At 70.0% G+C, this 23,432-nt stretch carries 23 protein-coding genes; 15 read left to right on the top strand and 8 right to left on the bottom strand.

Features of this window, described 5'->3' with window-relative positions; all coding sequences use genetic code 11:
• Window positions 1-13: 13 nt before the first annotated feature.
• Both ACIBK1_RS06955 and ACIBK1_RS06950 read right to left on the bottom strand, forming a co-directional pair.
• Entirely contained in the window at window positions 14-1,369 is a 1,356-nt protein-coding gene (locus tag ACIBK1_RS06955; RefSeq protein WP_396732981.1) for a protein kinase domain-containing protein, read from the bottom strand.
• Window positions 1,359-2,762: a DUF4407 domain-containing protein gene (locus ACIBK1_RS06950; protein WP_396732978.1), complete on the bottom strand. Its 1,404-nt coding sequence runs from the start codon at window positions 2,760-2,762 to the stop codon at window positions 1,359-1,361. Before ACIBK1_RS06950 ends, ACIBK1_RS06955 begins: the two co-directional genes overlap by 11 nt.
• Window positions 2,763-2,980: 218 nt before the next feature.
• Between ACIBK1_RS06950 and ACIBK1_RS06945 the strand changes: the two genes are divergently transcribed.
• The 4 genes from ACIBK1_RS06945 to ACIBK1_RS06930 are packed head-to-tail and all read left to right on the top strand — an operon-like array spanning window position 2,981 to window position 8,931.
• Window positions 2,981-4,405 carry a hypothetical protein gene (locus tag ACIBK1_RS06945; protein WP_396732975.1) on the top strand — a complete coding sequence of 475 codons (1,425 nt, stop codon included), beginning with the start codon at window positions 2,981-2,983 and terminating at the stop codon, window positions 4,403-4,405.
• Between the two features lie 8 nt (window positions 4,406-4,413).
• Window positions 4,414-5,400 carry a DEAD/DEAH box helicase family protein gene (locus ACIBK1_RS06940; protein WP_030510766.1) on the top strand — a complete coding sequence of 329 codons (987 nt, stop codon included), beginning with the start codon at window positions 4,414-4,416 and terminating at the stop codon, window positions 5,398-5,400.
• Window positions 5,397-7,694 (top strand): hypothetical protein, encoded by a 2,298-nt coding sequence (locus ACIBK1_RS06935; protein WP_396732972.1) that lies wholly within the window; start codon window positions 5,397-5,399, stop codon window positions 7,692-7,694. The genes ACIBK1_RS06940 and ACIBK1_RS06935 overlap by 4 nt, the downstream gene beginning before the upstream one ends.
• 13 nt (window positions 7,695-7,707) lie before the next feature.
• Window positions 7,708-8,931 carry an erythromycin esterase family protein gene (locus ACIBK1_RS06930; protein ID WP_396732969.1) on the top strand — a complete coding sequence of 408 codons (1,224 nt, stop codon included), beginning with the start codon at window positions 7,708-7,710 and terminating at the stop codon, window positions 8,929-8,931.
• A gap of 23 nt (window positions 8,932-8,954) precedes the next feature.
• Here ACIBK1_RS06930 and ACIBK1_RS06925 read toward each other — a convergent pair whose 3' ends face one another.
• Window positions 8,955-10,376 carry a serine hydrolase domain-containing protein gene (locus ACIBK1_RS06925; RefSeq protein WP_396732966.1) on the bottom strand — a complete coding sequence of 474 codons (1,422 nt, stop codon included), beginning with the start codon at window positions 10,374-10,376 and terminating at the stop codon, window positions 8,955-8,957.
• Window positions 10,377-10,728: 352 nt separating this feature from the next.
• Window positions 10,729-11,598 carry a hypothetical protein gene (locus tag ACIBK1_RS06920; RefSeq protein WP_030510761.1) on the bottom strand — a complete coding sequence of 290 codons (870 nt, stop codon included), beginning with the start codon at window positions 11,596-11,598 and terminating at the stop codon, window positions 10,729-10,731.
• Between the two features lie 188 nt (window positions 11,599-11,786).
• Here ACIBK1_RS06920 and ACIBK1_RS06915 point away from each other — a divergent pair, with 188 nt between their 5' ends.
• The 4 genes from ACIBK1_RS06915 to ACIBK1_RS06900 all read left to right on the top strand — a co-directional run bounded on the left by ACIBK1_RS06915 (window position 11,787) and on the right by ACIBK1_RS06900 (window position 13,324).
• Window positions 11,787-12,632 carry a class I SAM-dependent methyltransferase gene (locus ACIBK1_RS06915; protein WP_396732963.1) on the top strand — a complete coding sequence of 282 codons (846 nt, stop codon included), beginning with the start codon at window positions 11,787-11,789 and terminating at the stop codon, window positions 12,630-12,632.
• Window positions 12,633-12,707: 75 nt separating this feature from the next.
• A complete protein-coding gene (locus ACIBK1_RS06910; protein ID WP_197042827.1) occupies window positions 12,708-12,890 on the top strand; it encodes a hypothetical protein in 183 nt (60 codons plus the stop codon).
• Window positions 12,847-13,077: a hypothetical protein gene (locus ACIBK1_RS06905; protein ID WP_396732960.1), complete on the top strand. Its 231-nt coding sequence runs from the start codon at window positions 12,847-12,849 to the stop codon at window positions 13,075-13,077. Before ACIBK1_RS06910 ends, ACIBK1_RS06905 begins: the two co-directional genes overlap by 44 nt.
• 7 nt (window positions 13,078-13,084) lie before the next feature.
• Window positions 13,085-13,324 (top strand): hypothetical protein, encoded by a 240-nt coding sequence (locus ACIBK1_RS06900; RefSeq protein ID WP_231514083.1) that lies wholly within the window; start codon window positions 13,085-13,087, stop codon window positions 13,322-13,324.
• Here the strand turns inward: ACIBK1_RS06900 and ACIBK1_RS06895 are convergent.
• Window positions 13,321-14,070: an isocitrate lyase/PEP mutase family protein gene (locus ACIBK1_RS06895; protein WP_051762309.1), complete on the bottom strand. Its 750-nt coding sequence runs from the start codon at window positions 14,068-14,070 to the stop codon at window positions 13,321-13,323. The genes ACIBK1_RS06900 and ACIBK1_RS06895 overlap by 4 nt on opposite strands.
• A 77-nt stretch (window positions 14,071-14,147) precedes the next feature.
• On the opposite strand from ACIBK1_RS06895, the gene pdxR reads away from it, so the two are divergent.
• On the top strand, window positions 14,148-15,587 hold the full coding sequence (pdxR, locus tag ACIBK1_RS06890) for a MocR-like pyridoxine biosynthesis transcription factor PdxR (RefSeq protein WP_030510758.1): 1,440 nt from the start codon (window positions 14,148-14,150) through the stop codon (window positions 15,585-15,587).
• A 51-nt stretch (window positions 15,588-15,638) separates the two neighbouring features.
• Here the strand turns inward: pdxR and ACIBK1_RS06885 are convergent, their stop codons facing one another.
• Window positions 15,639-16,079 carry a winged helix-turn-helix transcriptional regulator gene (locus ACIBK1_RS06885; protein ID WP_396732956.1) on the bottom strand — a complete coding sequence of 147 codons (441 nt, stop codon included), beginning with the start codon at window positions 16,077-16,079 and terminating at the stop codon, window positions 15,639-15,641.
• A gap of 125 nt (window positions 16,080-16,204) precedes the next feature.
• Between ACIBK1_RS06885 and ACIBK1_RS06880 the strand changes: the two genes are divergently transcribed.
• The 5 genes from ACIBK1_RS06880 to ACIBK1_RS06860 all read left to right on the top strand — a co-directional run bounded on the left by ACIBK1_RS06880 (window position 16,205) and on the right by ACIBK1_RS06860 (window position 20,130).
• Window positions 16,205-16,930, top strand: coding sequence for a DsbA family protein (locus tag ACIBK1_RS06880; RefSeq protein WP_396732953.1), 726 nt, complete (start codon window positions 16,205-16,207; stop codon window positions 16,928-16,930).
• 40 nt (window positions 16,931-16,970) lie between these two features.
• Complete coding sequence (locus ACIBK1_RS06875) at window positions 16,971-18,053, top strand: alkene reductase (protein WP_396732950.1); 1,083 nt, start codon at window positions 16,971-16,973, stop codon at window positions 18,051-18,053.
• A gap of 149 nt (window positions 18,054-18,202) precedes the next feature.
• Window positions 18,203-18,793: an NAD-dependent epimerase/dehydratase family protein gene (locus ACIBK1_RS06870; protein ID WP_030510754.1), complete on the top strand. Its 591-nt coding sequence runs from the start codon at window positions 18,203-18,205 to the stop codon at window positions 18,791-18,793.
• 15 nt (window positions 18,794-18,808) lie between these two features.
• Window positions 18,809-19,306, top strand: coding sequence for a winged helix-turn-helix transcriptional regulator (locus ACIBK1_RS06865; RefSeq protein WP_030510753.1), 498 nt, complete (start codon window positions 18,809-18,811; stop codon window positions 19,304-19,306).
• A gap of 113 nt (window positions 19,307-19,419) precedes the next feature.
• Window positions 19,420-20,130: an HAD family hydrolase gene (locus tag ACIBK1_RS06860; protein WP_396732947.1), complete on the top strand. Its 711-nt coding sequence runs from the start codon at window positions 19,420-19,422 to the stop codon at window positions 20,128-20,130.
• A 54-nt stretch (window positions 20,131-20,184) separates the two neighbouring features.
• Here the strand turns inward: ACIBK1_RS06860 and ACIBK1_RS06855 are convergent, their stop codons facing one another.
• Complete coding sequence (locus ACIBK1_RS06855; RefSeq protein WP_197042826.1) at window positions 20,185-20,337, bottom strand: ferritin family protein; 153 nt, start codon at window positions 20,335-20,337, stop codon at window positions 20,185-20,187.
• A gap of 109 nt (window positions 20,338-20,446) precedes the next feature.
• On the opposite strand from ACIBK1_RS06855, the gene ACIBK1_RS06850 reads away from it, so the two are divergent.
• Entirely contained in the window at window positions 20,447-20,692 is a 246-nt protein-coding gene (locus tag ACIBK1_RS06850; RefSeq protein WP_396732942.1) for a GNAT family N-acetyltransferase, read from the top strand.
• Window positions 20,693-20,790: 98 nt separating this feature from the next.
• On the opposite strand, the gene ACIBK1_RS06845 is transcribed toward ACIBK1_RS06850, so the two are convergent.
• The gene (locus ACIBK1_RS06845; RefSeq protein WP_396732939.1) at window positions 20,791-23,127 is read right to left on the bottom strand and encodes a hypothetical protein; all 2,337 of its coding nucleotides are present in this window, start codon (window positions 23,125-23,127) and stop codon (window positions 20,791-20,793) included.
• Window positions 23,128-23,432: the final 305 nt, after the last annotated feature.

The following is a 23,432-nucleotide window of genomic DNA, read 5'->3' as shown; positions in this document are numbered from 1 at the left end:
CAGTAGGCGCGGCTCAGTCGGCGACGGCGATCTGGGCGCGTACGGCGGGGCTGAGCCCGGCCAGGAGACGAGCCGCGCGGCCGTCCGTGGTCGCCCGGAGCAGGGCCGCGGTGACCGGCGGCGGCACGTACTCCAGCACCTGCCTGGCCCGCCGGGTCGTCATCGCCTCGACCAGCCGGACCGCGGCGGGGGTGACGCCGAGCGCGTTGAAGATGTCGGCGGCGACCCGATCGGGGACGTCCGCGAGGATGCTCGCGCCCCGGCTCGCGGGCAGCTGCCGCAGCAGCGCGGCCGCTCCCTCCGCGGTCATGTGACCGACCATCCGGCCGGCCTGACCGGACGGCAGCAGGGCCAGCACGCCGGCCGCCCGGGACGGATCCTCGGTCATGGCGTCCAGCGCCTGCCCGGCGGCGGCCGGCGCCATCGCGGCGAGCGCCGCGGCGGCACTGCGCAGAGAGGAGGCGTCGCGGACAGCGGAGGCCTGCCTCACCGGCGGCTGGGGTGGTCGTGCTCGCGGCCTCTCGGCCGGCGGCTCACGCCGCGGCGGGGCGGTGATCGCCGCCAGCCTGCGGTCGACTTCGGCCGCTCCCATGCGGAGAGCGGGGTCCTTCCTGAGCAACGCGGCGATCACGTCGTACAGCGGCCCGCCGCGGCGGGGCGGCGGAAGGTCGTCGGTGCAGACGGCGTGCACGGTCGCGTAGGCGTTGTCCCGCCGGAAGGGCGAGTAGCCCTCCAGCGCGCAGAAGAACGTGACGCCGAGCGACCACAGGTCGGCGGCGGGCCCCACCGCCCGCCCGTCGATCCGCTCCGGCGCCATGAACTCGGTGGTGCCGAGCATGATGCTGCGCGAGGTGAGCCCGCTCTCGCCGACGATCTGCGCGATGCCGAAGTCGACGAGCACCACCTTTCCGTCGTTGCCCACCACGATGTTGGCCGGCTTGACGTCACGGTGCACCACGTGCGCGGCGTGTGCGGCCGTCAGCCCGGCCAGCACCTCGCGTCCCAGGACGGCGATCTCGCGCTCGGACAGCGTCCGCCGCCGGATCAGGTCGTCCAGGGAGCCGCCCTCGACGTGGACCATGACGATCCACGGCGAGCCGCTCTCCTCGAAGACGTCGTAGATCTCGGCGATCGCGGGGTGTCTGATCCGGGCCAGCGACCGGGCCTCGCGCAGGGCCCTGGCGCGCTGGATCTCGATCCCCTCGCCGTACGGCGTCAGCACGACTTCCTTGAGCGCGACGAGCCGGCCGAGCATCCGGTCCATCGCGAGCCAGACCGTGCCCATGCCGCCGCGGCCGAGCTGGGTCCTCAGCTCGTAGCGGTTTTTGATCAGTCGTCCCGGGCCTCCCGCCGGAGCGTCAGTCGTCATCGGGCAGCAGCTCGACACCGCCGGGGCGGTCGGCCCCGGCCCGCGGCACCCGCGTGGTCCTGGCGTCCGGCATCCGCCGCAGTTCCTGGTCCTCCATCGAGTCGTACGCGTCGGTCTCGCCGACGGTCTCCGCGCGAGTGCCGGTGGGGCCGCGGTACGCCGCGCCGTCCTCGGGGAGGGTGACGACCGGTTGCGGGCCGGTCTCGCCCGTACGGGACCAGATGCGCCAGACGTCCTGCGAACGGCCCGCAGGCGACGCGGGCGTCCCGGGGCCGCCCACGCCCGGCGAGGTGAAGGCGCCCTGCGCGGCGAAGGAGCCGCGCGCGTCCCGGAACTCGTGCTTCTCGGCCAGCGCGAGGACCTTCTCGTAGTTGCCCGGCCGCTGCATCAGCTTGATCGTAACCGGCAGGCACTCGATGAGGAGGAACAACAGGAACAGCAGCAGGCGGGTGACGCCGAGGCTGCTGTCCTTGCCGGTCACCTCGTTCAGCGCCTGGATTCGGATGAGCAGGCCGTTGGTCGCCATGTTCTCCGCGTCGAAGGTCGTCTGGAGGTCCGTCTGCCGCTTGATCCCGGCGTCGAGCTGCGCCTTCGCCTTGGGCAGGGCGTCCCGCGCGCTCGCGAGGCGGGCCTGCTTGGCCTCCTCGCTGCCGGCGTTCAGCTCCCGCTTCCGGTCCTCGATCTGCCGGTTGACCAGATCGATGCGCCGCTTGTCCTTCTCGTACGCGCGCCGGCTGTCCTGGGCGAGAGGGCCGTCTCCCTTCTTCGGGCACGACGGTCCTCCGTACAGCTGGCACTGCCACTCGCCGTAGTGCTTGTCGGCCAGCTTCTGCTGCCTGGCGCGCTCGGCGGTCAGCGCCTTGATGTTCGGGTCCTGCTCGGTGTCGATGGGCACGTCACCTCCGGAGGAGATGACTTTTTCCAGGTCCGCCACCTCCTTGCGGAGCTGGCCGACGTCCTTTCCGACGTTGCCCTGTTGCTGCCGTGCGGCGAATGCGTCCGCACGCTGCTGCTTGATCTGGACAATCTGGGCATCGATTTCGGACCGGAAGATCTGGAGCACCAATGGCGTGGAGATGACGAACCCGAGCAGAAGCGCCATGAGAAAGCGCGGAACGGCCAGCGGCCAGCGGCGCGGGGCGTCCGCCTTCATCGTGCTGACCAGCCAGCGGTCGAGGCTCAGGATCATCAGGCCCCATACCAGCGCGGCGAGAACGGCCAGGACGACGTTCACGCCCAGAGCGCTGTTGAGGGCGAACGTCATCGAGACGACCGCGAGGACGGCCGTCGTGAGCACGGCGCCGCCGATTCCCTCGAACTTCCCGTACTCGCTCGGGCACCGTTCGAGCACTTCAGGCCGCGCTCCGGACAGCGCAATCAGAAACCGTCTCATGTTTCTCCTCGCCTACGCGCACATATTGGAACGTGGCATAACGATCGAGACTCGGGCTATCGTAGATCACCGCCATAAGATTGCGGGAAACCGAGAATGATCCGACGCAACGACACGACAAGAACCCTACCGTTATGACAAGTCGTCTTTTCGTTGTTACCCACTAGTTCGGATATAGGGGGACAGGGGCGACGAATAGGACAATAAACGGAGGATCTGTGTCAGAGCCCGACAAGGCTCTGCTTCGCAAGGCCGTCGCCCGAGCCGTTGCGGGGCTCACCGCCACCGGCCGCCTCACGATCGTGGAGGTCGCCGCCGACGGCATGACCGTCTTCCGAATCCACCGGGACGACAACGGCAGGCCTCGCTGCCATTACTGGTCGTCGTCATGGGAGGACCTGACCTCCGAACAGGGGTGGGAGCACGAGTCCTCCCGGCAGGCCGTGCTCCGGGCCGCCGACTCGCTCCTCGCCGACGAGGTCGTCCTCGTCTGCTCGTTTCCCGAGGGCGCCGAGGCCAACCGGGCGCTCGCCTGGCTGAGCGAGGCGCGGCCCGTCCCCGTCCTCCCCTGCGACGGGACGGTCGTCGCGATCGTCGAGGACGTCCTGGCCTCCGACCCGCTCTCCCGGTCGTACGACCTGGTCGTGCTGCGCGCCGACCACGCGAGCGGGCGGCTGCGGCTGGGGAGCAAGCAGCTGTTCCCCATCGGCACCCTGCCCGGGACCAGGGCCGAGGTGGTCGTCCGCTGCGAGCCCGGCGACGAGTACGGCACGGCGTTCGCCGTGGTCACCTGGCAGGGCCGGGAGCCCCGGCTGCTGTCGGTGCACAGCGCCAGGCTCACCCCCGGCCGTTATCTGCTGACGGCCGAGCTGGTGCGGCCGGGGAAGGTGCGCTTCACCGGCGTGCCCGAGCTGACGCGAGATCCGCGCGGCTGGAACGACCTCGTGGCGGCGGCGCCGTCGCAACTGCCGCCCAGGGCCGGGCCGGCACACCTGATCTGCGCGGTGGAGGTGAGCGGGCCGGACGCGAAGGTGGAGGAGCGCCTGAGCCGGGTGCGCCAGATGGTCAGTCATCTGTCCGCCGAGCTCGCGGACCTCCTGCGGGTCTCCCTCGTGGCGTACGGCGCGCACTCCTACGACGCCCGGGCGGCCAGAGAGCATCCGGTGGAGGTCGCCGCGTGGCAGGTCACGCCCGAGCGCGCGCTGGCCGCCCTGGAGTGGCTGGAGGAGCGCGGCGCGATCACCGAGGGCTACCCCTACTATCCGCACGCCGCCCAGGTGGAGGACATGCTGGAGGCGGTGGCCCGGCGGCTCACGACGGCGGAGCGGGTGCGCACGGTCCTGCTCACGGTCGGCGACCGCCCGCCGCACCCGGCGCGGACGAACCGGTCGCTGATCCTGCCCTGCCCGCACCCACACGACTGGCGGTTACTCGTGGGCCGCGTCCAGAGCCGGCCGGACACCGCGCTCGCCGCGATCTGCGACCGCGAGGACACCTTCGCGCACCCGGCCTGGCGCCGGCTCGGCGCGAACGCGCTCGCGCATCTCGACGCCCTCGACGTCCGGGGGCTGGCCGCCGACCTGGGGCTGGCCGCGCCCGCCGCCCTCCCCATCCCGTTCCCCCTCCTCGACGAGACGGAGTGAGACCAGACATGCAGTCCGACCCGGCGCAGGGACCACCGGCCCACGACATCGCCATGTGGGGCGCCCCCGGCAGCGGCAAGACCACGCTTCTGGCCGCCCTGAACATCGCGCTGATGCGGCGGAAGGACGAATGGAAGATCGTCGGCTCCGACGCCGCCTCGTCCGACTACCTCATCGAGAGAACGAACGCGCTGTCGAGCGGGAAGATCTTCCCGGAGGCGAGCCAGAGCCTGGAGCACTACCGCTGGACGCTGCTCGGGCCGGCCGAGCGGCAGGAGCGCCGGTGGCTCCGCAAGGCCCGGCCCACCCCACCGCTGAAGATCGGCATCAGCATGGTCGACGCGCCGGGCGGTCTGTTCAGCGCGGGCCCCCTCCACCTGGGGAACGGCTCCGGCGTCGCCGACGACCTGCGCCGGCGCCTGATGGACAACCTGGTGAAGAGCCGGGGCCTGGTCTTCCTCTTCGACCCCATCCGGGAGTTCGAGCTCGGCGACGCCTTCGACCACCTGCACCCGCCGCTCACCCGCCTGGCCGAGAAGATGCTCGAGAGCGGGGAACTGCGGGACGGCATGCTCCCCCATCACGTCGCGGTCTGCATCACCAAGTTCGACGACCCCAGGGTGCTGGAGACCGCGGAGAAGCTGCACCTGCTCGACTCCGCGCCCGACGACGAGTACGGATTCCCCCGGGTGACCAGCGAGGACGCCCGTGACCTGTTCCGGGCGCTGTGCGAGGTGTCCGCGAGCGGCAACGCGGACATGGTCGTCAACGCCCTGGACCAGTTCTTCCACCGCACCCGCGTCGAGTTCTTCGTCACCTCGTCGATCGGCTTCTACCTGCGGCCGCACACCAAGACGTTCGACTGGAACGACTACCAGAACCTGCTGCCCGAGGCGGGCAGGGACCTGCGGATCCGGGGACAGGTCCATCCCATCAACGTCGTCGAGCCCATGCTGTGGCTCGGCCGGCGCCTCGCCGCCGGCGGTCCGCGGTGATCGGTTTCGAGTGGGCGCTGGAAGGCAAGCGGCCCGGCAGCTACGACGAATACGGCCTGCTGGAGTGGAGCGACGGGCGGCTCGGCCGCGAGGTGTTCGACAAGCTCAGGCACCGCTACACGGCGAGCACCGCCGGCGACCTGCCCCAGGTGACGATCGGGACCGCGAGGGTCGGCGAGAACGGCCAGATCTCCCACTACCTGGTCTTGGCGATCCGGCAGTGGTCGGGCCACCGCGACTTCGCCGACCGCAAGATCGCCTACACCCGGTGGTTCTACGTGCCGTACGAGCAGCTCGTCGACCGGCCGGTGTCGTACACGGCGCTCTACACCGCCTTCGCCGCGCTGCCGCTGGAGCCGCGGCCTCCGCTGACCGTGACCGTGCCGCCGTACGACCCGGAGGCCATGGCTCCCGGACCGGACACGTTCTCCGCCGCGGCGCTGCTGCTGAACGGCCGGCCCGTGTGCGTGGTCGGCGCCGACACCGTCCCCATGATCGATCGGCTGCGCTTCGCGGACACCGTCGCGGCGCTGCTGCCGTACGGAACGCGGACCAGGTTCACCGCCGCCACCTGGACCAGCAGCACGAGCGAGCACAGCATCAAGCTGTCGTTCGCGCGGTATGCGCCAGAAGGGGCGCAGACGGTGGTCTGGGGACGCGCGGCCGACAGCGTCCTCAGACAGACACCGTCCAAGCTCTGCCACCAGTTCTACACGCGGTCCGACGTCCCGGCGGCGGAGATGATCGCCAGGCTCGCCCGGCAGACCGAGCCGCTGTCGATCGAGAAGGACCGGCCCAAGGTGCTCCAGCTGGTCGAGCTCTCCGGCTCCGCGGCGCCGGAGCCCGAACCCGAGCCGGACCGCTCCCCGCCCGGCCCTCCTCCCGCCCTGCCCGTGGGCTCCGCGGAGCCCACGGTGGCGTACCGGAACGGCGCGGGAAGCCCCTTCATCGAGGCGCTGGCCGACGCGCTCCCGTACGCCGCGGACGTCGGCGCCGCGGTCGAGGACCTGGCTCGCTCGGGCACTACCCCCACCGCCCGGCAGCACCTCCAGAGGGTGCTGCTCAAGCGCAACTGCTTCCGGAGTGTGATCGGTCCCCGGAGCGACGCGACCCGCCTCTACGCGCGGCTCGTGGACGCGGCCTTCCCGGCCGAGGAGATGCGGAGCCAGTCCAGCCAGTACAGGCAGTCCAGCCAGAACGTCGCCGACGCCCTCATCTGCTCGCCGGACACGCCGGACGCCGTCCGGCACAGGCTCGCCTCTCTCCTGGGCACGCCCCCGGCCGAGCACCGGCGGACCTGGTGGCCTCCTGGCCGGCGCGTCCGCCTGGCGTTGATCCTGACCGGCACGACCGCGCTCGCCGCGGTGGCGGTCGTGGCCGTCTTCCTGACCCTGGGCGACGCCGGGGAGACCCCACAGGAGAGCCTCTCCCCTCCACCGCTGGCGGTGGCCGTCCAGGCGCCCGCGGACCAGCGGTACGCCGCCGAGGCCTTCGCCGAGAGGCTCCGCCGCGACGGCTACGCCCCGGCCGTAGAGACGATCGACCCCGCCACCGTCACGCCGCCGGTGGGCAAGCCGGCCGTGACCATCGCGTACGACCTCGACGTCCTGGAGTCGGTCAGCGGCGGCCGGCACTCCGGCAAGGACGTACGGGAGGATCTGCGGCAACGGGGCCTCAGTGAGCTGGCGGACCTTCCGGTGACGAGCAGCGACGTCCTGCTCGTCAGGGAGGGCGTCAAGCCGCAGCGGTTTCTCGACCAGCCCGGCGAGGGCGACGACGTCCTCATTCGCGACACGATCGGCGAGGAGCAGCTGCGCGCGCTGACCGATCACGGCCTCCAGCTGGCCACCGCGCCGGCCCAGAACATCGCACGCCGGCTGGCCGAGCGATCCGCCGACGCCGCGATCGTGCCCGAGAACGTGAGCGCGGTCGAGGGCTACCAGCGCGTCGCCCCGCGGGACCTGCCGCTCCCCCAGCGCAGGCTGGTCGTGCTCGTCAACCGCGAGGCGGACGAACCGATGCGGCAGGACCTGCTCCAGGTCATCGGAGCGCCGGACTTCGGACTCGCGCCGCAGGGCGACCCGGTCCTGGCCGCCCAGGCCCTCGTCGACCGGATCGCCCCGCTGGTGGAAAAGACAGTGGTGGAACCGACGTCCACGGCAGAGCCGGAAGGGAAGGCCTCCGTGCTGTGGATCCTCTTCATCGTGGTGGTCGCCCTCGCCTTCGTGGCGGTGGTGCTGTTGATGTGGCGTCCTTCCCGGCTCGACGACAGGATCAGCCGGCACCGCCGATGACGTGAGGAGCGCCGTGTCCGGCACGACGACCGAGGACCAGGTGACGCAGTGGCTCAAGGCGCGCGCCATACCGCTGAACGGCCTGACACCGGGAGCCGGAACCGCCGACCTGGCACCGCTTCGCGCCGCGCTGGACGGCGTGCGGGTGGTGGGGCTCGGCGAGGCCACGCATGGCAGCCGCGAGTTCTTCCTGATCAGGCACCGGTTGCTGGAGTTCCTGGTGGAGGATCTGGGCTTCACGACGCTCGCGGTGGAGGCCAGCGCCTCGGCGTCCCGCGCCGTGGACGACTACGTGCAGGGCGGCTCCGGTGATCCCGTCGAGGCGCTCGCCGGGCTGGGCTTCTGGACGCTGCACACGGCGGAGATGCTTGCGACCGTCGAGTGGCTGCGCGACCACAACCGCACCGCCGCCCGGAAGGTGCGGTTCGCGGGGATCGACCCGCAGTATCCGGCGGCGTCGCTGGACGCCCTGCGCACCCACCTCGGCGACGCCGCGCCGGACCTGCTCGGCCCCCTCGCTCCCCTCGCCGGAAAGCGCCTGGGCGTCGGTCCGCCGCTCGACCGGCGGATCGAGGCCGACGCCCGCCGTGTGGAGGAGTTCCTGACGGGCCTCTCCGCCTCGGACGAGGCGTCGGCACATGCGCGGATCGTGCGCCAGAGCGCCGACCTCGCGAGCCGGCCGCTTCGGCACCCTGACCCCGCACAGACCGTGAGCATCGCGCGCGACCGCCACCTCGCCGACAACGTGGACCTGCTCCTGGCCGGCCCGGACACCAAGGTCGCCCTCTGGGCCCACAACGGCCACGTCATGAAGGGCGGTCACAGCGGCGGCTCGGTGCCCGCCATGGGTCTGCACCTCAGACAGCGGCATGGCGAGGCGTACTACGCACTCGGCGTGCTCTTCGGGTCGGGCCGGTTCCGGGCGCGCCGGCGACGATTCGGCAGGGTGGACCCGGCCAGGCCTCCGGTCACCTTCCGCGTCCCGCTCGTCCGCAGACCGACGATCGTGGAGGCTCGCCTGGCCACCGCTCACCCCGGTGATCACGTGATCGACCTGCGGAACGGCCCACGGCCGGAGGCCGTGACGCGGTGGCTCGGCGAGCCCCTTCACATGCGCAGTTACGGGGCGGTGGCGAGGCGGTTCACCTACAAGCTCAGCCACATGCCCACGGTGCTCGCCGAGCACTTCGACGGCATCGCCTTCGTGCCCGAGACCACCGCCTCCACCCCTCTGTGAATCCTCAGAGGCTCTGTGAATCCTCAGAGGTCGAGAGCGAGCGTGGCGAGGTGGCGGGCGATCCCGGCGGTGTCGGTGTCCTGCACGTTGCTGAGCACGACGACCTGGATGTCGTCGTCGGGCAGGTACATGTTGCTCGCCGTGTAACCCATGAAGAGACCCGGGTGATACCGGAGCCGGTGCCCCTGGAGCCGGTCGACGAGCCAGCCGAAGGCGTACGCGCTCGACGGCAGGTTGAGGCAGCCGCCGGGGGGACACTTCGCCTGCGGCGTGAACGCCAGCTTGACGGTCGCGGGCGGCGCGACCGTGTACGAGCCGAACGCCCGGTCCCACCGGGCGAGGTCGTCGACGGTGGAGTAGAGGCCGGTCGCGGAGAACAGCTCGGAGCCGTTCAGGAGCGGGGCCGGCGACCCGAGCGTGAAGTAGCCCTTCGCGAACCCGGCGGGCGGATACAGCTTGCTGTATCCGGTGTGCTCGAGGTGCAGCGGGCCGGTGATCTCGTCGCGCAGCACGGTGCCGTACGGCTTGTGCGTCACCGCCTGGATGATCGCGCCGGCCAGCACGTAGCCGGAGTTGGTGTACTTCCAACTGGTGCCGGGCTTGAAGTCCAGTGGCAGGTTCACGAACTGCTGGATGAGTTTCCGGGGCGTGGTCGGTCGCGTCACGTTGGCGAGATAGCTGGGCAGTGTCTCGATGTTGGGGATGCCGGAGGTGTGGGTGAGCGTCTCGCGGATCGTGATGGGACGCCACGCCGCCGGGCAGGCCTTGATGTATGCCGGGACGAGGTACGGGCAGATCCGGTCGTCCAGCTTGAGCAGCCCGCGGTCCTGCAGCTTCAGCACGATCATCGAGGTGACCTGCTTGGTGATCGACATGACCCGGTAGATCGTGTCCGGCCGGTTGGGGATGTGCCTGCTCTCGTCCGCCTCGCCCGCGGCGAAACGAGCCAGCACCTGTCCACGCCGTACGACCAGCGCCGAGCCGGTGAACTGCTTCTTCGCCGCCAGATCCCGCAGGTACGCCAGCATCTCCGCACTGGCGGCGTCGTCCTGCGGCGCCGGTGACGTGACCGGCTGGTCTGATTTCTGCGTGGAATCGCTCGTGTCGCCGGTGGCCGTCGAGTCCGATTTCTGATTGGGCCGGTTCGTGATGTCCGACACGTTGTTCTGATCGCTGAAGGAGTTCGCGGTCGCGTCCGTTTTCTGCCAGTTGTACGGCAGAGCCCGCGAATCCGTCTGGCCCTTCTGCATGGGCGTGAGGGCAAGCGTGACGTCGTGGGCGAGGTTCTGCTGTTGGCGCCCCGACTGCCGCTGCTTGTCGTGCTGCCCGGCGCGATGGCGCCCATGCGCTCGGGCGTGATCGCGCGCGGACGGGTGATCGACGTCGGGGCCGGTCACGACGGCTCCGCCGGCGGACGCGGCCACGGCGGGAGCGCCCAAAGGCATGGCCCCACCGGCCAGCACGGTGCCGAGCATTAGAAACCCGACAGCATTAGGACACTTGGGCATTCTCTCCCCCATGAAACGTACCACTGTCCCGAATTCAGACATTTCCCGAATTGATTGAGTTCGAGGTTGCCTGGCGGACCATTCTTCCGGGGAGCTGTTTTCCGTTCACCGGCCTCGGAAACGCCGATCGACGCGGTTTTCCTTTTGCGTGAGAACCTCAATGCGCCGGTTCGGAATAACGCCGTGCCCGCCAGCCGTGGACCAGCAGGTCGAACACCGTCTCGACGGCCGCCCGCGGATCATGCCTGCCCTGCACCAGTCGGGACTTCCAGGACGAACCGCGCCGTGGTCAGTTCGACCAGGTCTTCTCCGAGCAGAACACCCGGGCGGCCTCGTGGGGCTCCGCGTCGCGGACGTGATAACGCCCGTCTTCCATCCCCAGCAACGTCACGACGCCCGAGGCGAGAACACGTCGGCCGTGGGGGTCACGGACGTGCACGATCCTGCCCGTCAGAAGATTGCCGTCCTCCGGATCGCCGTCAGCGGTCTCCCTCTCCCAGCGCCACATCCGGTAGGTGCCACCCGTCTCCTTGACCCGGAGGTCATGCTCCTCGTACGGGTGCGACGGGATCAGGAAGGTGGACACGTGATCGGGGTTCAACGCGTTGGAGACCGGATCTCCGCCGGGGAACCCCGGTGGCGTGACCACCCACCGCACGCTCCTTTCCGAGGGCCGATGCTTGTCCGGCCGCAAGGCCGCCCACTGCCCCGCCGTCGTGACAGGGACAGGCACCCGACGGGGCTCCGGCGGTGACGTGGATCCGATCGGTTCCGGCGGCTTCATATGGACGAGCGGGTCGAAGACATCGCGGATCGGCCAGAACCGGAACAACCAAGCGATGTCCGAGTCGCCGATATGCGCGGTCAAACCGCACTCGAAGAGGGGAGGTCCGATCAGGAAGTCAGGGCCGCTGTCGTCCATCACGCCTATCTGGATCACCCCGGTCTCGGCCGTGAAGTGCAGCCGCTCGATCGGCCTCCAGGAGGATCCCGGGTCCGGCGGTTCGACGTCCCACGCCTCCAGGTGGACGGTGGCGGTGTAGTGGAGAGTCTCCAGCTCGTCGTCGCGGAACTCCGGGCAGTCGGTGCCGCCGTAGACACAGAGCCCGCCGTACTGCACGTAGAGCTCGTCGTCGCGGTAGCGGAGCAGGCGGGCCACTGGAGTCCTTCCCGTAGGCGGGGCGTGCGAAGGCAGCATGCCCGACGGCACCGACAGAACGGCGACCACGCAGGCAGGCTCACCCCGGCGTTCATCGGGCTGCTTCTCGGACGGCTCACCCTGGCTGCGGCTTCCGCGGTCGGCGCACTACCATCCCTCCACGTCACCGACGCGTGGAGGGAATCGACATGCCTGACGGATGGGAGTGGGACCCCACCCTGTTCCAGGGATGCGCGGCCTACTACGAGCGCGGCCGGCTGCCGTACGCTCCGGGATTCGCCGAAACGCTGGCCGCGACACTCGGTCTCGACGGCCGGGGCCGGCTTCTCGACGTCGGCTGCGGGCCTGGCACCGTGATTCTCCCTCTTGCGCGGTTCTTCACCGAGGCGGTCGGCATCGACCCGGACGAGGACATGCTGGCCGAGGCCGAGCGACAGGCCGGGCGTCGCGGGGTGACCAACGCGCGGTGGGTGGCAGCGCGCGCCGAGGACCTGCCGGCCGGTCTGGGCACCTTCCGGGTCGTGGTGTTCGCCCAGTCCTTCCACTGGACCGATCGAGATCGCGTCGCCGCGACAGTGCTGGACATGCTGGAGCCGGGAGGCGCGTTCGTCCACATGAGCGACCTCGAGAATCCCCCCGCCGAGCCGGCGCCACTGCCGCTGCCCGCTCCCCCGTACGCGCGGATCGGCGATCTGGTGCGTCGATATCTGGGGCCGGTACGCCGCGCGGGACAGGGAACGCTCGTCAACGGCACGCCGGATCGTGAGGACCTCGTCCTGGCACGCGCCGGGTTCGAGAACTTCGAACGCCATGCCGTCGCGTCCGGAGCGGTGGCCGATCGCACCGCCGACGACATCGTGGCGTGGGTGTTCTCCCGATCCGACTCCGCCCCTCACCTGTTCGGAGACAGGCTGGAGGACTTCGAACGGGACCTGCGCGCGGTGCTGCGACAGACGTCACCCGACAACCGCTTCGCGGAGCGCCTTCCGGCGACCGAGATCATGATCTGGCACAAGACCCATGGTGAGCGGTGACGACAACGCCGTGACGGGATTCGCCCGAGCGGTACGGGCTGTGGAAGACGCCCACCGGCCGGTAGTGTCGTCCACGTGGATCTTGACGACATCGCCGCCCGGCTCGGGGTGCCCGTCGAGGACGTCGACCGGGTGCACCGGCTCGCCGGCGACCGGCCGTCGGCTCCGCTGCCCGCCAAGGCCGACGCACCCTCGATCCTCGACCCGGCTCCGGGTGGCGGGCTGGCCCGATCCCGGCTCTCCGCTGTGGACTCCTGAGCTGCATTGGCTGCTCGACCGCTCGATCGCCCTGGTCCGCGCCGACCTCGGAGGCCATGACTGGCTGTCGCCGGGTCCCGAGCTGCCGCGCGAGCGGGGCCCGGCCTGGCGGCATCTCTACGTGTACGCGTACCTCGCCTTGATCGACGTCGTCACGGGCGTTCTCCTGCGGCTCGTGGCTGCTTGACCCGCAGTTGCGGGATTACCTGCCCGAGGACTCCAACATCGTCAGGTTCCAGCGAAGGTTCGAGCTGGAGCCCTACGAGGAGCCGGAAGGCCTGGACGCCGACGTCGAGGTGCGACGATTCGTGTTCCCCACCCTGACCACGCCGCTCGACCGGCTGCCGCGCCGCACCGTGCTCCAGCGCGCGGTCGTCGACCACCTGAAGGCCGGCCGCCACTGGTACTGGCGCCGCGGCCGCTTCCCCATCTAGAGGCACACCACCCCAGGTTCCGTCTCCCGGGCGGGCGCGCGTAGCCGTGTCGCGAGTTCGCCGGTGGCGCGGGTCGCGTGCTGCTGCATGCCGGGGCCGAAGGTGATGCGTGTCGCGCCCAGCCGGGCCAGGTCGATGATGGAATCGATCCCCGGCTGGGCTGCCATGTTGATGGGGCCCTCGATGCCCTCCCGCAGTACGGGCAGTACCTCGGGCGGCGCCAGAAGGGGATAGATGCAGTCGGCGCCGGCCGCCAGATACAGGCGGGCTCGTGTCAGGGCGTCGGCCGGGTCGCCGGAACCGAACAGGAAAGTGTCGACGCGCGCGTTGATGAAAAGCGCGTCACCTGCGTGGGCGCGGACATCGGCCAGCCAGTCCGCGTGACGGCGTGGGTCTTTGAGCGTGGCGTTCTCGGAGTCCTCCAGGTTGCAGCCGACGGCGCCGGCCTCCAGGAGGCGCCCGACCAGTTCTCCGGGGGCGAGTCCGTAGCCGTCCTCGACGTCGGCGGATACGGGGACGGGGACCGCCCGGGCTATCCGCGCTATCGCGGCGAACATTTCCTCCGGCGGGGTCGAGCCGTCCGCGTAACCGAGCGAGGCGGCGATCCCTGCGCTTGGTATGGCGAGCGCGAGAAAGCCGGCGTTGGCGAAGACGCGGGCACTGGCCACGTCCCAGGGTCCGGGCAGGACGAGCGGGTCGCCGGGGGCGCGCCCGTGGTGCAGGGCGCGGAAGGTGTGAGCGGTCATCTTCATTGATGTCCGGGATGGCACATGCATGCCCGCAACACTAGGCATCAAATGGCCCTGGGGTATGGTCCATTGCTATGACAGATTGCCGGGCCAATTCGGCGGCTGCCGCACCTTCCACCTTCGGCGCCGACCTGCATCTGGAACTGTCCGGGCCTGGGCTGCGGGCCGGGCTCACAGACGCTCTGCGCGAGGCCGTCCGCACGGGACGCCTGGCGCCCGGCACTCGGCTGCCGTCGTCCCGTTCGCTTGCCGCCGATCTCGGCATCGCCCGTAACACGGTGGCCGACTCCTATGCCGAACTGGTCGCCGAGGGCTGGCTCACCGCCCAGCAGGGCTCCGGGACCCGGGTGGCCGAACGGTCCGAGCCGCGCAGGGCGGCACCCTCCGCCCCCCGGACGCGACGGGCCCAGCCCCGTCCCACCTTCGGCCTGCTGCCGGGCGCGCCGGACCTCGCGCAGTTTCCTCGCACGCAGTGGCTCGCCGCTGCCCGCCGCGCTCTGACCGCGGCTCCACACGACGCCTTCGGCTACGGCGACGCACGTGGCCGGGTGGAACTGCGCGCCGCCCTGGCGGACTATCTGGCGCGGGCCCGCGGGGTGTACGCCGCGCCGGAGCGGATCGTCGTCTGCTCCGGTTTCCACCACGGTCTGACGCTGATGGCGCAGGTGCTCCGGGCCCGGCGGGTACGGGCCATAGCCGTCGAATCGTACGGACTTCACATCTATCGCGACCTGCTGAGCGACGCCGGCCTGCGCATCCCGCCCCTCTACGTCGACGAACGCGGCGCCCGCACCGACGATCTGGCGCGGTTGAACGGAGCCGGCGCAGCACTGCTGACACCGGCGCATCAGTACCCGACAGGGGTCGCGCTGACCCCGGCCCGGCGCACGGCGGCCGTCGACTGGGCGCGTGCCACCGGCGGGCTGATCCTGGAGGACGACTACGACGGAGAGTTCAGGTACGACCGTCAGCCGGTGGGTGCTCTGCAGGGCCTCGATCCAGAACGGGTGGTGTACTTCGGCACGGCGAGCAAGTCACTGGCGCCGGGACTGCGGCTCGCCTGGATGGTGCTGCCCGAGGAACTGGTCCCGGAGATCGTGGCGGCCAAGGGGCACATCGACTACATGTCCAGCGCGTTTGAACAGCTGACGCTCGCGGAGTTCATCACGTCGGGCGCGTACGACCGCCATGTGCGCTCGATGCGGCTGCGCTACCGGCGACGCCGCGACCAACTGGTCGCGGCCCTGTCGCAGCGCGCCCCCGGCGTCCGCGTGACCGGCTTGGCCGCCGGGTTGCAGGTGGTCCTGGAACTCCCGCATGGAACCGAGCGCTCGGTCGTCCAGGCGGCGGCCCGGCAGGGCCTGGCGGTCAGCGGGATGGCGCCGTTCCGCCACGAGGTGGCGGGCTCCGGCCGGCGGTTGCCCGAGCGGGACGCGCTGGTGGTCAACTACGCGGCCCCCTCGGACAGCGCGTGGGCGGGCGCGCTGGACGCACTGTGCCAGGTGCTGCCGTAGCCGACCACGGCCGGCAGGCCCGCCCGCTGCCGGGCCGATGATCCACCCTGGTCAGCTCCCCGCGGGCTGCGTATCGGCGTCGAAGGTCTGTTGGTGGCGTCGGATTTCGGCCTGGTTGTCGGCCGACCACGCGGCCAGCGCCAGCACGGTCGAAAGCAACGACGCGCCCAGGCCGGTCAGCTCGTACTCGACCCGGGGCGGGACCTCGGGGTAGGCGGTTCGGCTGACGATCCCATTGCGTCGCAGTTGCTTCAACGTCAGTGTCAGCATGCGCTGCGAGATGCCGGGGATCGCGGCGGCCAGGTCGGAGTAGCGTGTCGCGCCGTCGGCGAGGGTGCCGATGACGAGCACGCTCCACTTGTCGCCGACGAGGTCGAGAACCTCGCGGATGAAGTCCGCGTCCTGGTCGTCCCAATGGGCGCAGGGTCCCGGCGCGGCGCGCACGTCGGCCCGCACTCCGGTCCTGACCTTCCGGGTCTTCTCCGCCGCCATGCGCGCCGCCCCTCTGGCGTAACCGCTTCCACACACATGAATGTGCCTTTTGTACGGGTTCTGATTCTAATGCACGATGTGGCTACGAACAGAAGGTATGTAGCCAGGAAGCGAGGGTGATTCCCGTGAAGATCGAGTTCTGGTCGGACATCGTGTGCCCGTACTGCGGGCTGATGGACCACAGGCTGCGCCAGGCACTGGACCGCTTCGAGCACGCCTCGGACGTCCACGTGGTCCATCGCTCGTTCCAGCTGCATCCCGACCTCCCTCGCGAGGGAGTGACCCAGCGGGAGCTGTTCCGCATGGCCGGGATGCCCGAGGCGACCGGCGAGCAGGTCCTGCGCCGGATCGAGGCGGCCGCCGAGGCCGAGGGACTCACGCCGTACAACGCGCTCGAACGCCGGCTGGGGCCGACCGACTTCGCCCACGAGCTTCTCGCGTACGCCGCCGGCCAGGGCCGTTCGGGCGAAATCTGGTCGGCGATGTTCCGCGCCCACTTCGGGCAGGGCCGCGACCTGTGGACCGTTGAGCAGGTGCTCGACTTCGCCTCGGAGGTGGGACTGAACCGCGACGGCGCGGCTGCCGCACTGCACGACGGCAGATACCGGGCGCGGGTGGCCGACGACCAGCACACGGCCCAGCGCCTCGGCGCCCGCGGCACGCCGTTCATCGTCCTGGACGGAAAGTACGCCATGTCCGGCGCGATCGGCCCCGACGAACTGCTCTCGGCCATTGGTTCCGTCTGGGAGGAGGGCCATCCGGCCGCCGTCTCCCCTCTGCCTCCGATAACCGGCGGCGACGGGGTGTGCACCCCGGACGGCTGCATGGCCCCCGCCCCCAGCGGCGAATGATCCGTCCCGTCTCGCCGAATCCGATCAAAGGGAGAGTCTCATGTCCACAGCGTTCGAACCGATCACCATCGGCCGGTACACCGCCCGCAACCGGGTGGTCATGGCCCCGATGACGCGGAACCGCGCGTACGGGCCGGGAGCGAGCCCGACCCGGCTGATGGCGACCTACTACGCCCAGCGCGCCGACGCCGGTCTGATCATCACCGAAAGCACCCAGCCATCGCCGATCGGGCAGGGCTTCCCGAACACGCCGGGGCTGCACAGCGCCGAACAGGTCGAGGCCTGGCGGAGGGTGACCGCCGGGGTGCACGAACGGAACGGCTTGATCTTCGCTCAGCTGATGCACGCGGGGCGGGTCGGCCATCCCAGCCTGCACGGGGGAACGCTGACACCGGTCGGGCCGTCGCCGGTGAAGGCCGCCGGAACGGTGTTCACCATGGACGGCCCGCAGGAGTTCGTCACCCCGCGGGCGCTGGACCGGGTCGGCATCAAGGAGACCATCGAGGACTTCGCGTCGGCGGCGCGCAACGCGATCGAGGCCGGCTTCGACGGGGTGGAGCTTCACGCGGGCAGCGGCTTTCTGCTGCACCAGTTCCTGTCGACGAACGCCAACCAGCGTGACGACGAGTGGGGCGGTAGCGCCCGGCGACGCGGCCGGTTCACCGTCGAGGTGGCCAGGGCCGTGGCGGACGCCGTCGGCGCCGACCGCGTCGGACTGCGGATCTGGCCGTCCCACGTCTACAACGACATCGTCGAAGACGGCCACCACGACACCTACCTCGCGCTGCTCGACGCGCTCAACCCGCTCGGCCTGGCCTACCTGCACATCGCCGAAGGACCCGACACGGAGCTCACCCACCGGCTGCGGGAACGGTGGACCGGCACGCTGATTCTCAACCCGTACACCCCCGGCGCATTCACCGGGCCTGAGTCGCTGAAACTCATCGACGGCGGCGCCGCCGACCTGATCTCCTACGCCTCGCTCTTTATGGCCAACCCGGATCTGCCTCGCCGGTTGAGGGCCGGCGGGCCCTTCAACGTCCCCGACTTCAGCCGGGCCTACGGCGGAGACCACAAGGGCTACACCGACTACCCGCCCCTTCTCCGCGACAGCGCCGCCTGACGGCCGCCGTGACGCGCGGCAGTCCGGCGGGCTGTTCTTCGTGCCCATGAGCGGCTCCCCTGTGGGAGCCGGACCCCCCGGCCCTGACTTGCCTCCAGGAAAGTGGGCCGTCTAAGCTGACTAATAAATTGTGAAGCTAGGTGAGGCGCATGAGGATCTTTCTGGCCGGCGCGTCCGGCGTGATCGGGCAGCGGCTGATTCCCCGCCTGGTCAAGGAAGGGCACGTGGTCGGCGGCATGACCCGCTCACCCGGCAAGACCGAGCTACTGGCCCGGCTCGGCGCCGAGCCGATCCTGTGCGACGTCTTCGACCGCGACGCCCTCGTCAAGGCGGTCCGCGACTTCGCCCCGGACGTCATCCTGAACGAACTGACCGATCTGCCCGACGAAGTGGAGAAGATCGATGAGCACGTGGAGCTGAACGCGCGCATCCGGACCGAGGGCAACCAGAACCTGATCGAAGCGGCACGGCAGAGCGGATCGCCGAAGATCCTCGCCCAGACCGTCGCTTGGCGGCTACAGGCCGGCCCCGATGCCGACGCCGTCGCCGAGCTCGAACGCTCCGTACTCGCCGAGGGCGGGGTCGTGCTCAGCTACGGACAGTTCTACGGACCCGGCACCTACAACGAACAGCAGATCCCCGCCGAGCCACGCGTCCAGATCGACCACGCCGCCGACCGTACGGTGGAACTGCTCGACGCGCCGTCAGGCGTCGTCGTCATCACCGACCAGCCCGCGTAGAAATCAGGGGACATCATGCCGCTCTCATTCGAGGGTGTTCTGGCCGATCGGACCACGTGGCGGCTGGATAACTGCTCGATCGGCAGGTCGATGGAGACCATCGGCACGCGGTCGTCGATGCTGATCCTGCGCGAGGCCTTCTACGGCACGACCCGGTTCGACGACTTCGTACGGCGGACGAAGATCGGCGACGCGATCGTCGCGGCACGGCTCAAGGACCTGACCGACATCGGGGTGTTCACCAAGCAGCCCTATCGGGAGCCGGGCAGGCGCACCCGCTACGAATATCTCCTGACCGAGAAGGGCCAGGACCTGTTCCCTGCCGTCTTCGCGCTCATGCAGTGGGGCAACAAGTACTTACAGGGTGAGGACGGCGGCCCGCTGCGCCTCGTCGAACGGGGCACCGGCGAGCCGGTCGTGATCGGCTCGCGCACCGCCTCCGGCAGGGATGTCGGCCCCGAGGACCTCGCCATCGTGGCCCACGGCGACTGGGCCGACCCGCAGAGAGGCTGATCGTGCGTCAGGCGCTGCTCGACACTCCAGGCGGAACGGCGGCGGAGTGGCCCGGAAATCCCCTGCGGAAATGGCCCATGCCCGGCATCCGCCGGACGCGTTAGCGTCTCCGCATGCCGATCCGTGCCGTGCTCTGGGACATCGACGACACTCTGTTCGACTACGCCGGCGCCGACCGCGCCGGCCTCCGCGACCATCTGGCCGCCGAAGGGCTCGCCGCGCTGTTCCCCTCCGTCGACGACGCCCTTCGTCACTGGAAGGCCCAGACAGAGCTGCACTGGGCGAGATTCATCGCGCAGGAGACCGACTTCCGGGGACAGCGCCGCGCGCGTGTTCAGGGCTTTCTCGGCGTGGACATGGACGACTCCGAAGCGGACGCCTGGTTCGATCGCTACGTGGCCCACTTCGAAGCCTGCTGGGCGCTCTTCCCTGACAGCCTCGCGACCTTGCACGAGCTCGCCACCGACTTCCGGCAAGCCGTGCTGTCGAACTCCAGGCTGGACTACCAGGAACGCAAGTTGCGCATCCTCGGCGTGCGGGACCATTTCGAGACCGTCCTGTGCGCAGCCGAACTCGGCGTGTCCAAACCCCAGGCCGCCGCCTTTCACGCGGCGTGCGACGCGCTGGAGCTACCCCCGGGCGAGGTGCTGTACGTCGGCAACGAGCCCGACATCGACGCGGGCGGTGCGATGGCCGCCGGGCTCGCCGCGGTCTGGCTCGACCGGGACGACGTCGGCGGGCGCTCCGAGCTGGTGCGGATCACCGATCTCGGCCAGCTTTCCCGGTTGCTGACGCCGGGACGATCCTCATGGAGCGCCGGGTAGCGCCGGCCTGTTCGGCATCAGCTCAGCAGTCGAGTTCGTGGTCAGCTCTAGTGGTCAGCTCGACGTGGGACACCGCTTGCCGAGAGCGGACAGCTCACTGGAGAAGGCCTTCGCGTGCTTCAGTTCGTCGTTCGCGGTGTCGTTGAGCAATTTCGCCGCCTCCGTGTCGCCGTCCGACGAGGCTTGGCGGGCGTAAGCGGGATACACCTGCGCGCCCTCGCGCGTCTCCCTTCGGCTCGGCCTGCACATCAGTCGGGACGTTCGCCCAGGGCGAGCTCCCGGTGATGGCCTGCTCCGCCTGGAGGTACTTCGCACAGTGATCGGCCTCGTCCTGAGCGACTTTCGTGGCAGAGGCATCGGTGCCGCGCTGATGCGCCGGGTGCGGCAGGTGGCCCGCGAAGAGATGGGCCTCGAACAGCTTCGCCTCGCCGCTCGGGGCGGTGTGGGGCTCGAAGATTTTTACGGGCGGCTCGGCTGGAAGGAGATCGGCCGGTGGCCCGGTGCACTGCGGCTCGCTCCCGGCGGTGATCGCGACGAGATCCTCATGATGCTTGAGCTCTGACCAGACCTACGACGGAGAGTCGCCGGCAGCGAAGGCCGGCGGTGACGAGCACCGCCGGCCTCAGTGAGCGGTGAACGCTCAATGCGTGCCTGCCACGATCACTCGAACGAGAACTCGGCCCGATGGAGGCTGCCGTCGGCCAACGTCACCGTGAAGGTGTGCCGGCTCCCTGCCCACGACCGGGGCGTACCGACGTTGAGGTGGTAGGAGCCGAGTTCGCCGATCCAGTGGTAGTCGGCACCCGGTTCGTCGAAAGTAGCCGACACGACCGCCGGCTCACCGTCCTGCTCGCCGTCGATCGTCCACTTGATCGGTATGGTCCGGCCGGCGTGAACGGCGGTGACGCCGTCCGGCTTGACCGGAGGCTTGAACCCGCCGAACGTCCCGGGCGGCGGGACGGCGACGGTGGCGGTGGCGGACCGGGAGGCGTCGGCGGTCGAGGTGGCGGCGACCGTCAGAGCGCGTGCCGTCTCATCGGGCGCGACCGTCAACAGCCCCTCGCCGTCGACGGTCGTGCCGGTGCTCGCGTTGCCGCTCACGCTCCACGTCACGCTCTGCGCCGGGTGGCCGTCGCCGGTCACCGTGGCGGTGAAGGACTGCGTAGCGCCCCGGGAGACGGTGACCGCCGAGGGAGTGACCGACACTCCGGTCACGACCGGCGCCGGAGGCGTCGCCGTGAACGAGAAGTTGGTGTCGTCCCAGAAGTAGCCCGCTCCGGTGTTGGCGTTCACGCCCCCGAAGTAGCGGTTGTCCGGGTCGTAGAAGACCGCTTCGAAGTACTGGGACTGCGCGGGGTTGCGGTAGACCTCGTAGTCCATGTGGCCGTCGTCCTGCAGGTCGATGACCGCGATCGACATGGGTCCATGGCCCAGGCCGATCACAAGGCGGCCACGCACCCATGCCGCGCTCTGGACGACGTCGTACGCGGTGTTGATGTGATACGTCGCCAGGAGGTCCCACGTGCCGTTGTACCCAGTGCCGGCGGCCGGCGCGTAGACGCCGTACTGCCCGTGCTCGGTGCCGGTGACCAGCTTGATCTTGCGTACCGTGGTGCCGTCGTCGGTCAGCATGACCGCGGTGTCGGGCTGATCGGTCCAGATCACGTTGCACTTGGCGCCGAAGTCGGCGGGGACGTCGAAGGCGGTGGCGTGCAGACCGGCGAGCGTGTTCGTGCCGTCGAGGTCGATGTTCGACTCCTTGACGACGTAGAACTCCGGCGCCTGGGTGTAGCTGCTGGATCCGTTGCCGAAGATCAGATTGCCGCTCGCCTCGTCGTAGGAGAACGAGTTGAGGTGGCCGAAGTCGTGCTTGAACGTGTGGGCGAGGGTGGCCGTCTTCGTGGCGTAGTCGATGTCGTAGACGTACACGTGGCCGTTCGCGACGGTGTGGCCGTCGTCGCTGGCGGCGCCGATCCACAGCTTGCCGTCGACGAAGTTGCCGCCCTGCTCGTCGTGCATCCCGGGGATGGTGAACTGCGGCGTGACGGTGGAGGCGTTCACCTTGTAGTTGTCCCGCGGGTCCAGCGTGACCGTGCTGAGCGTGACCCAGGGGCTTCGCTCGTTCACGTTGATCGGCTGCACCGAGTCGGCGGCGTCGTGGCTGAGGACGTACGAGATCTTCGCGGTGCCGGTGGGGATCACGTAGACGTACGGCGAGGCCAGGCTCTTCCAGCCGGTCGACGGCGACAGGAAGGTGCCGTTGGCGTCGTAGGCGAAGATCGTCACTGAGACGTCGGATCCTTTGGGGCCGCCGTCGAACTTCAGCGCCTGCCAGGACCGATCCACGGCGACCGGCGCCTTGAGGCGGATCCGAGTCGCGACGTCGCTCGCGCCGTCCCGCTTCGCTCCGGTCGCCGAGGCGATCGTCCCCTGCTCGAAGTCGTTGAACCCGGGGTCGCTCGTGGAAGGCGGCGCCGTGGTGCCGTCGTCGACGCCGGCGACGCCGATGGTGAGCCAGGTGGCGTGGTCGGCCGCGGTGATCGCCCCGCCCGCGTGGTACTTCACGACGTAGCGGATCGTCGCGGTGCCGGCGGGGATCGTGTAGGTGTACGGGCTCACCAGGCTCTGCCAGCCGGTGGACGGCGACAGGTAGGTGCCGTCGGCGGCGTAGGCGAAGACCGTCAGGTCGATGTCCGGGTTGCCGGCGGCCTCGGTGAACGCCAGCGTCCGCCACGAGCCGTCGACGGCGGCGCCGGTCTTGACCCGAAGGCGCGTCGAGTCACCGCCGTTGAGTCCGGTGGCGGAGGCGATGGTGCCCGACTCCAGGGCGTAGAACGCCGGATCCGTGATCGTCGTGGCGGTCGTCGTCGCCGAGGCCGGAGCGGCGAGCCCCGGGAGAACGAGGATCACGGTCAGTGCGGCGAGGATCGCGCCGAGTGCCCTGAGGGCGCCCCCGCGTTTCGGCCCTGTCGGCTCGGCTGGGAACGCCAGCTCCACTGTCTTCCTCCATCACGTCGTCGTCTGTCGGCCTCGACAGCAGATTGAATTCGACCTCCGTGAACGGAATCCGGCACGACGCCGAAGATCGGCTGACCGAAGATGAATCTTCGCGAACGGGACGTCGCACACAATTCGGTCTGCCGCCCGGCTGGTTGCGGAGAAAGGGTGTGCGCGTCGCGCCGGCCGGGCCGGAACCTTTGAGGAGTCGGCGGTGTAGAGGTAGCGACCACGTACGCCCCCGTGACGGGAGTCGCCCATGCTTCGCGCCGCACTGCCCCTGACACTGACCCTGGCTTGTTCCC

Source organism: Microbispora rosea (genome assembly GCF_044460045.1).
Lineage (GTDB): Bacteria > Actinomycetota > Actinomycetes > Streptosporangiales > Streptosporangiaceae > Microbispora > Microbispora rosea.
The sequence above is the reverse complement of the archived record's forward strand: the minus strand, read 5'-3'. Positions and strand labels throughout refer to the sequence as shown.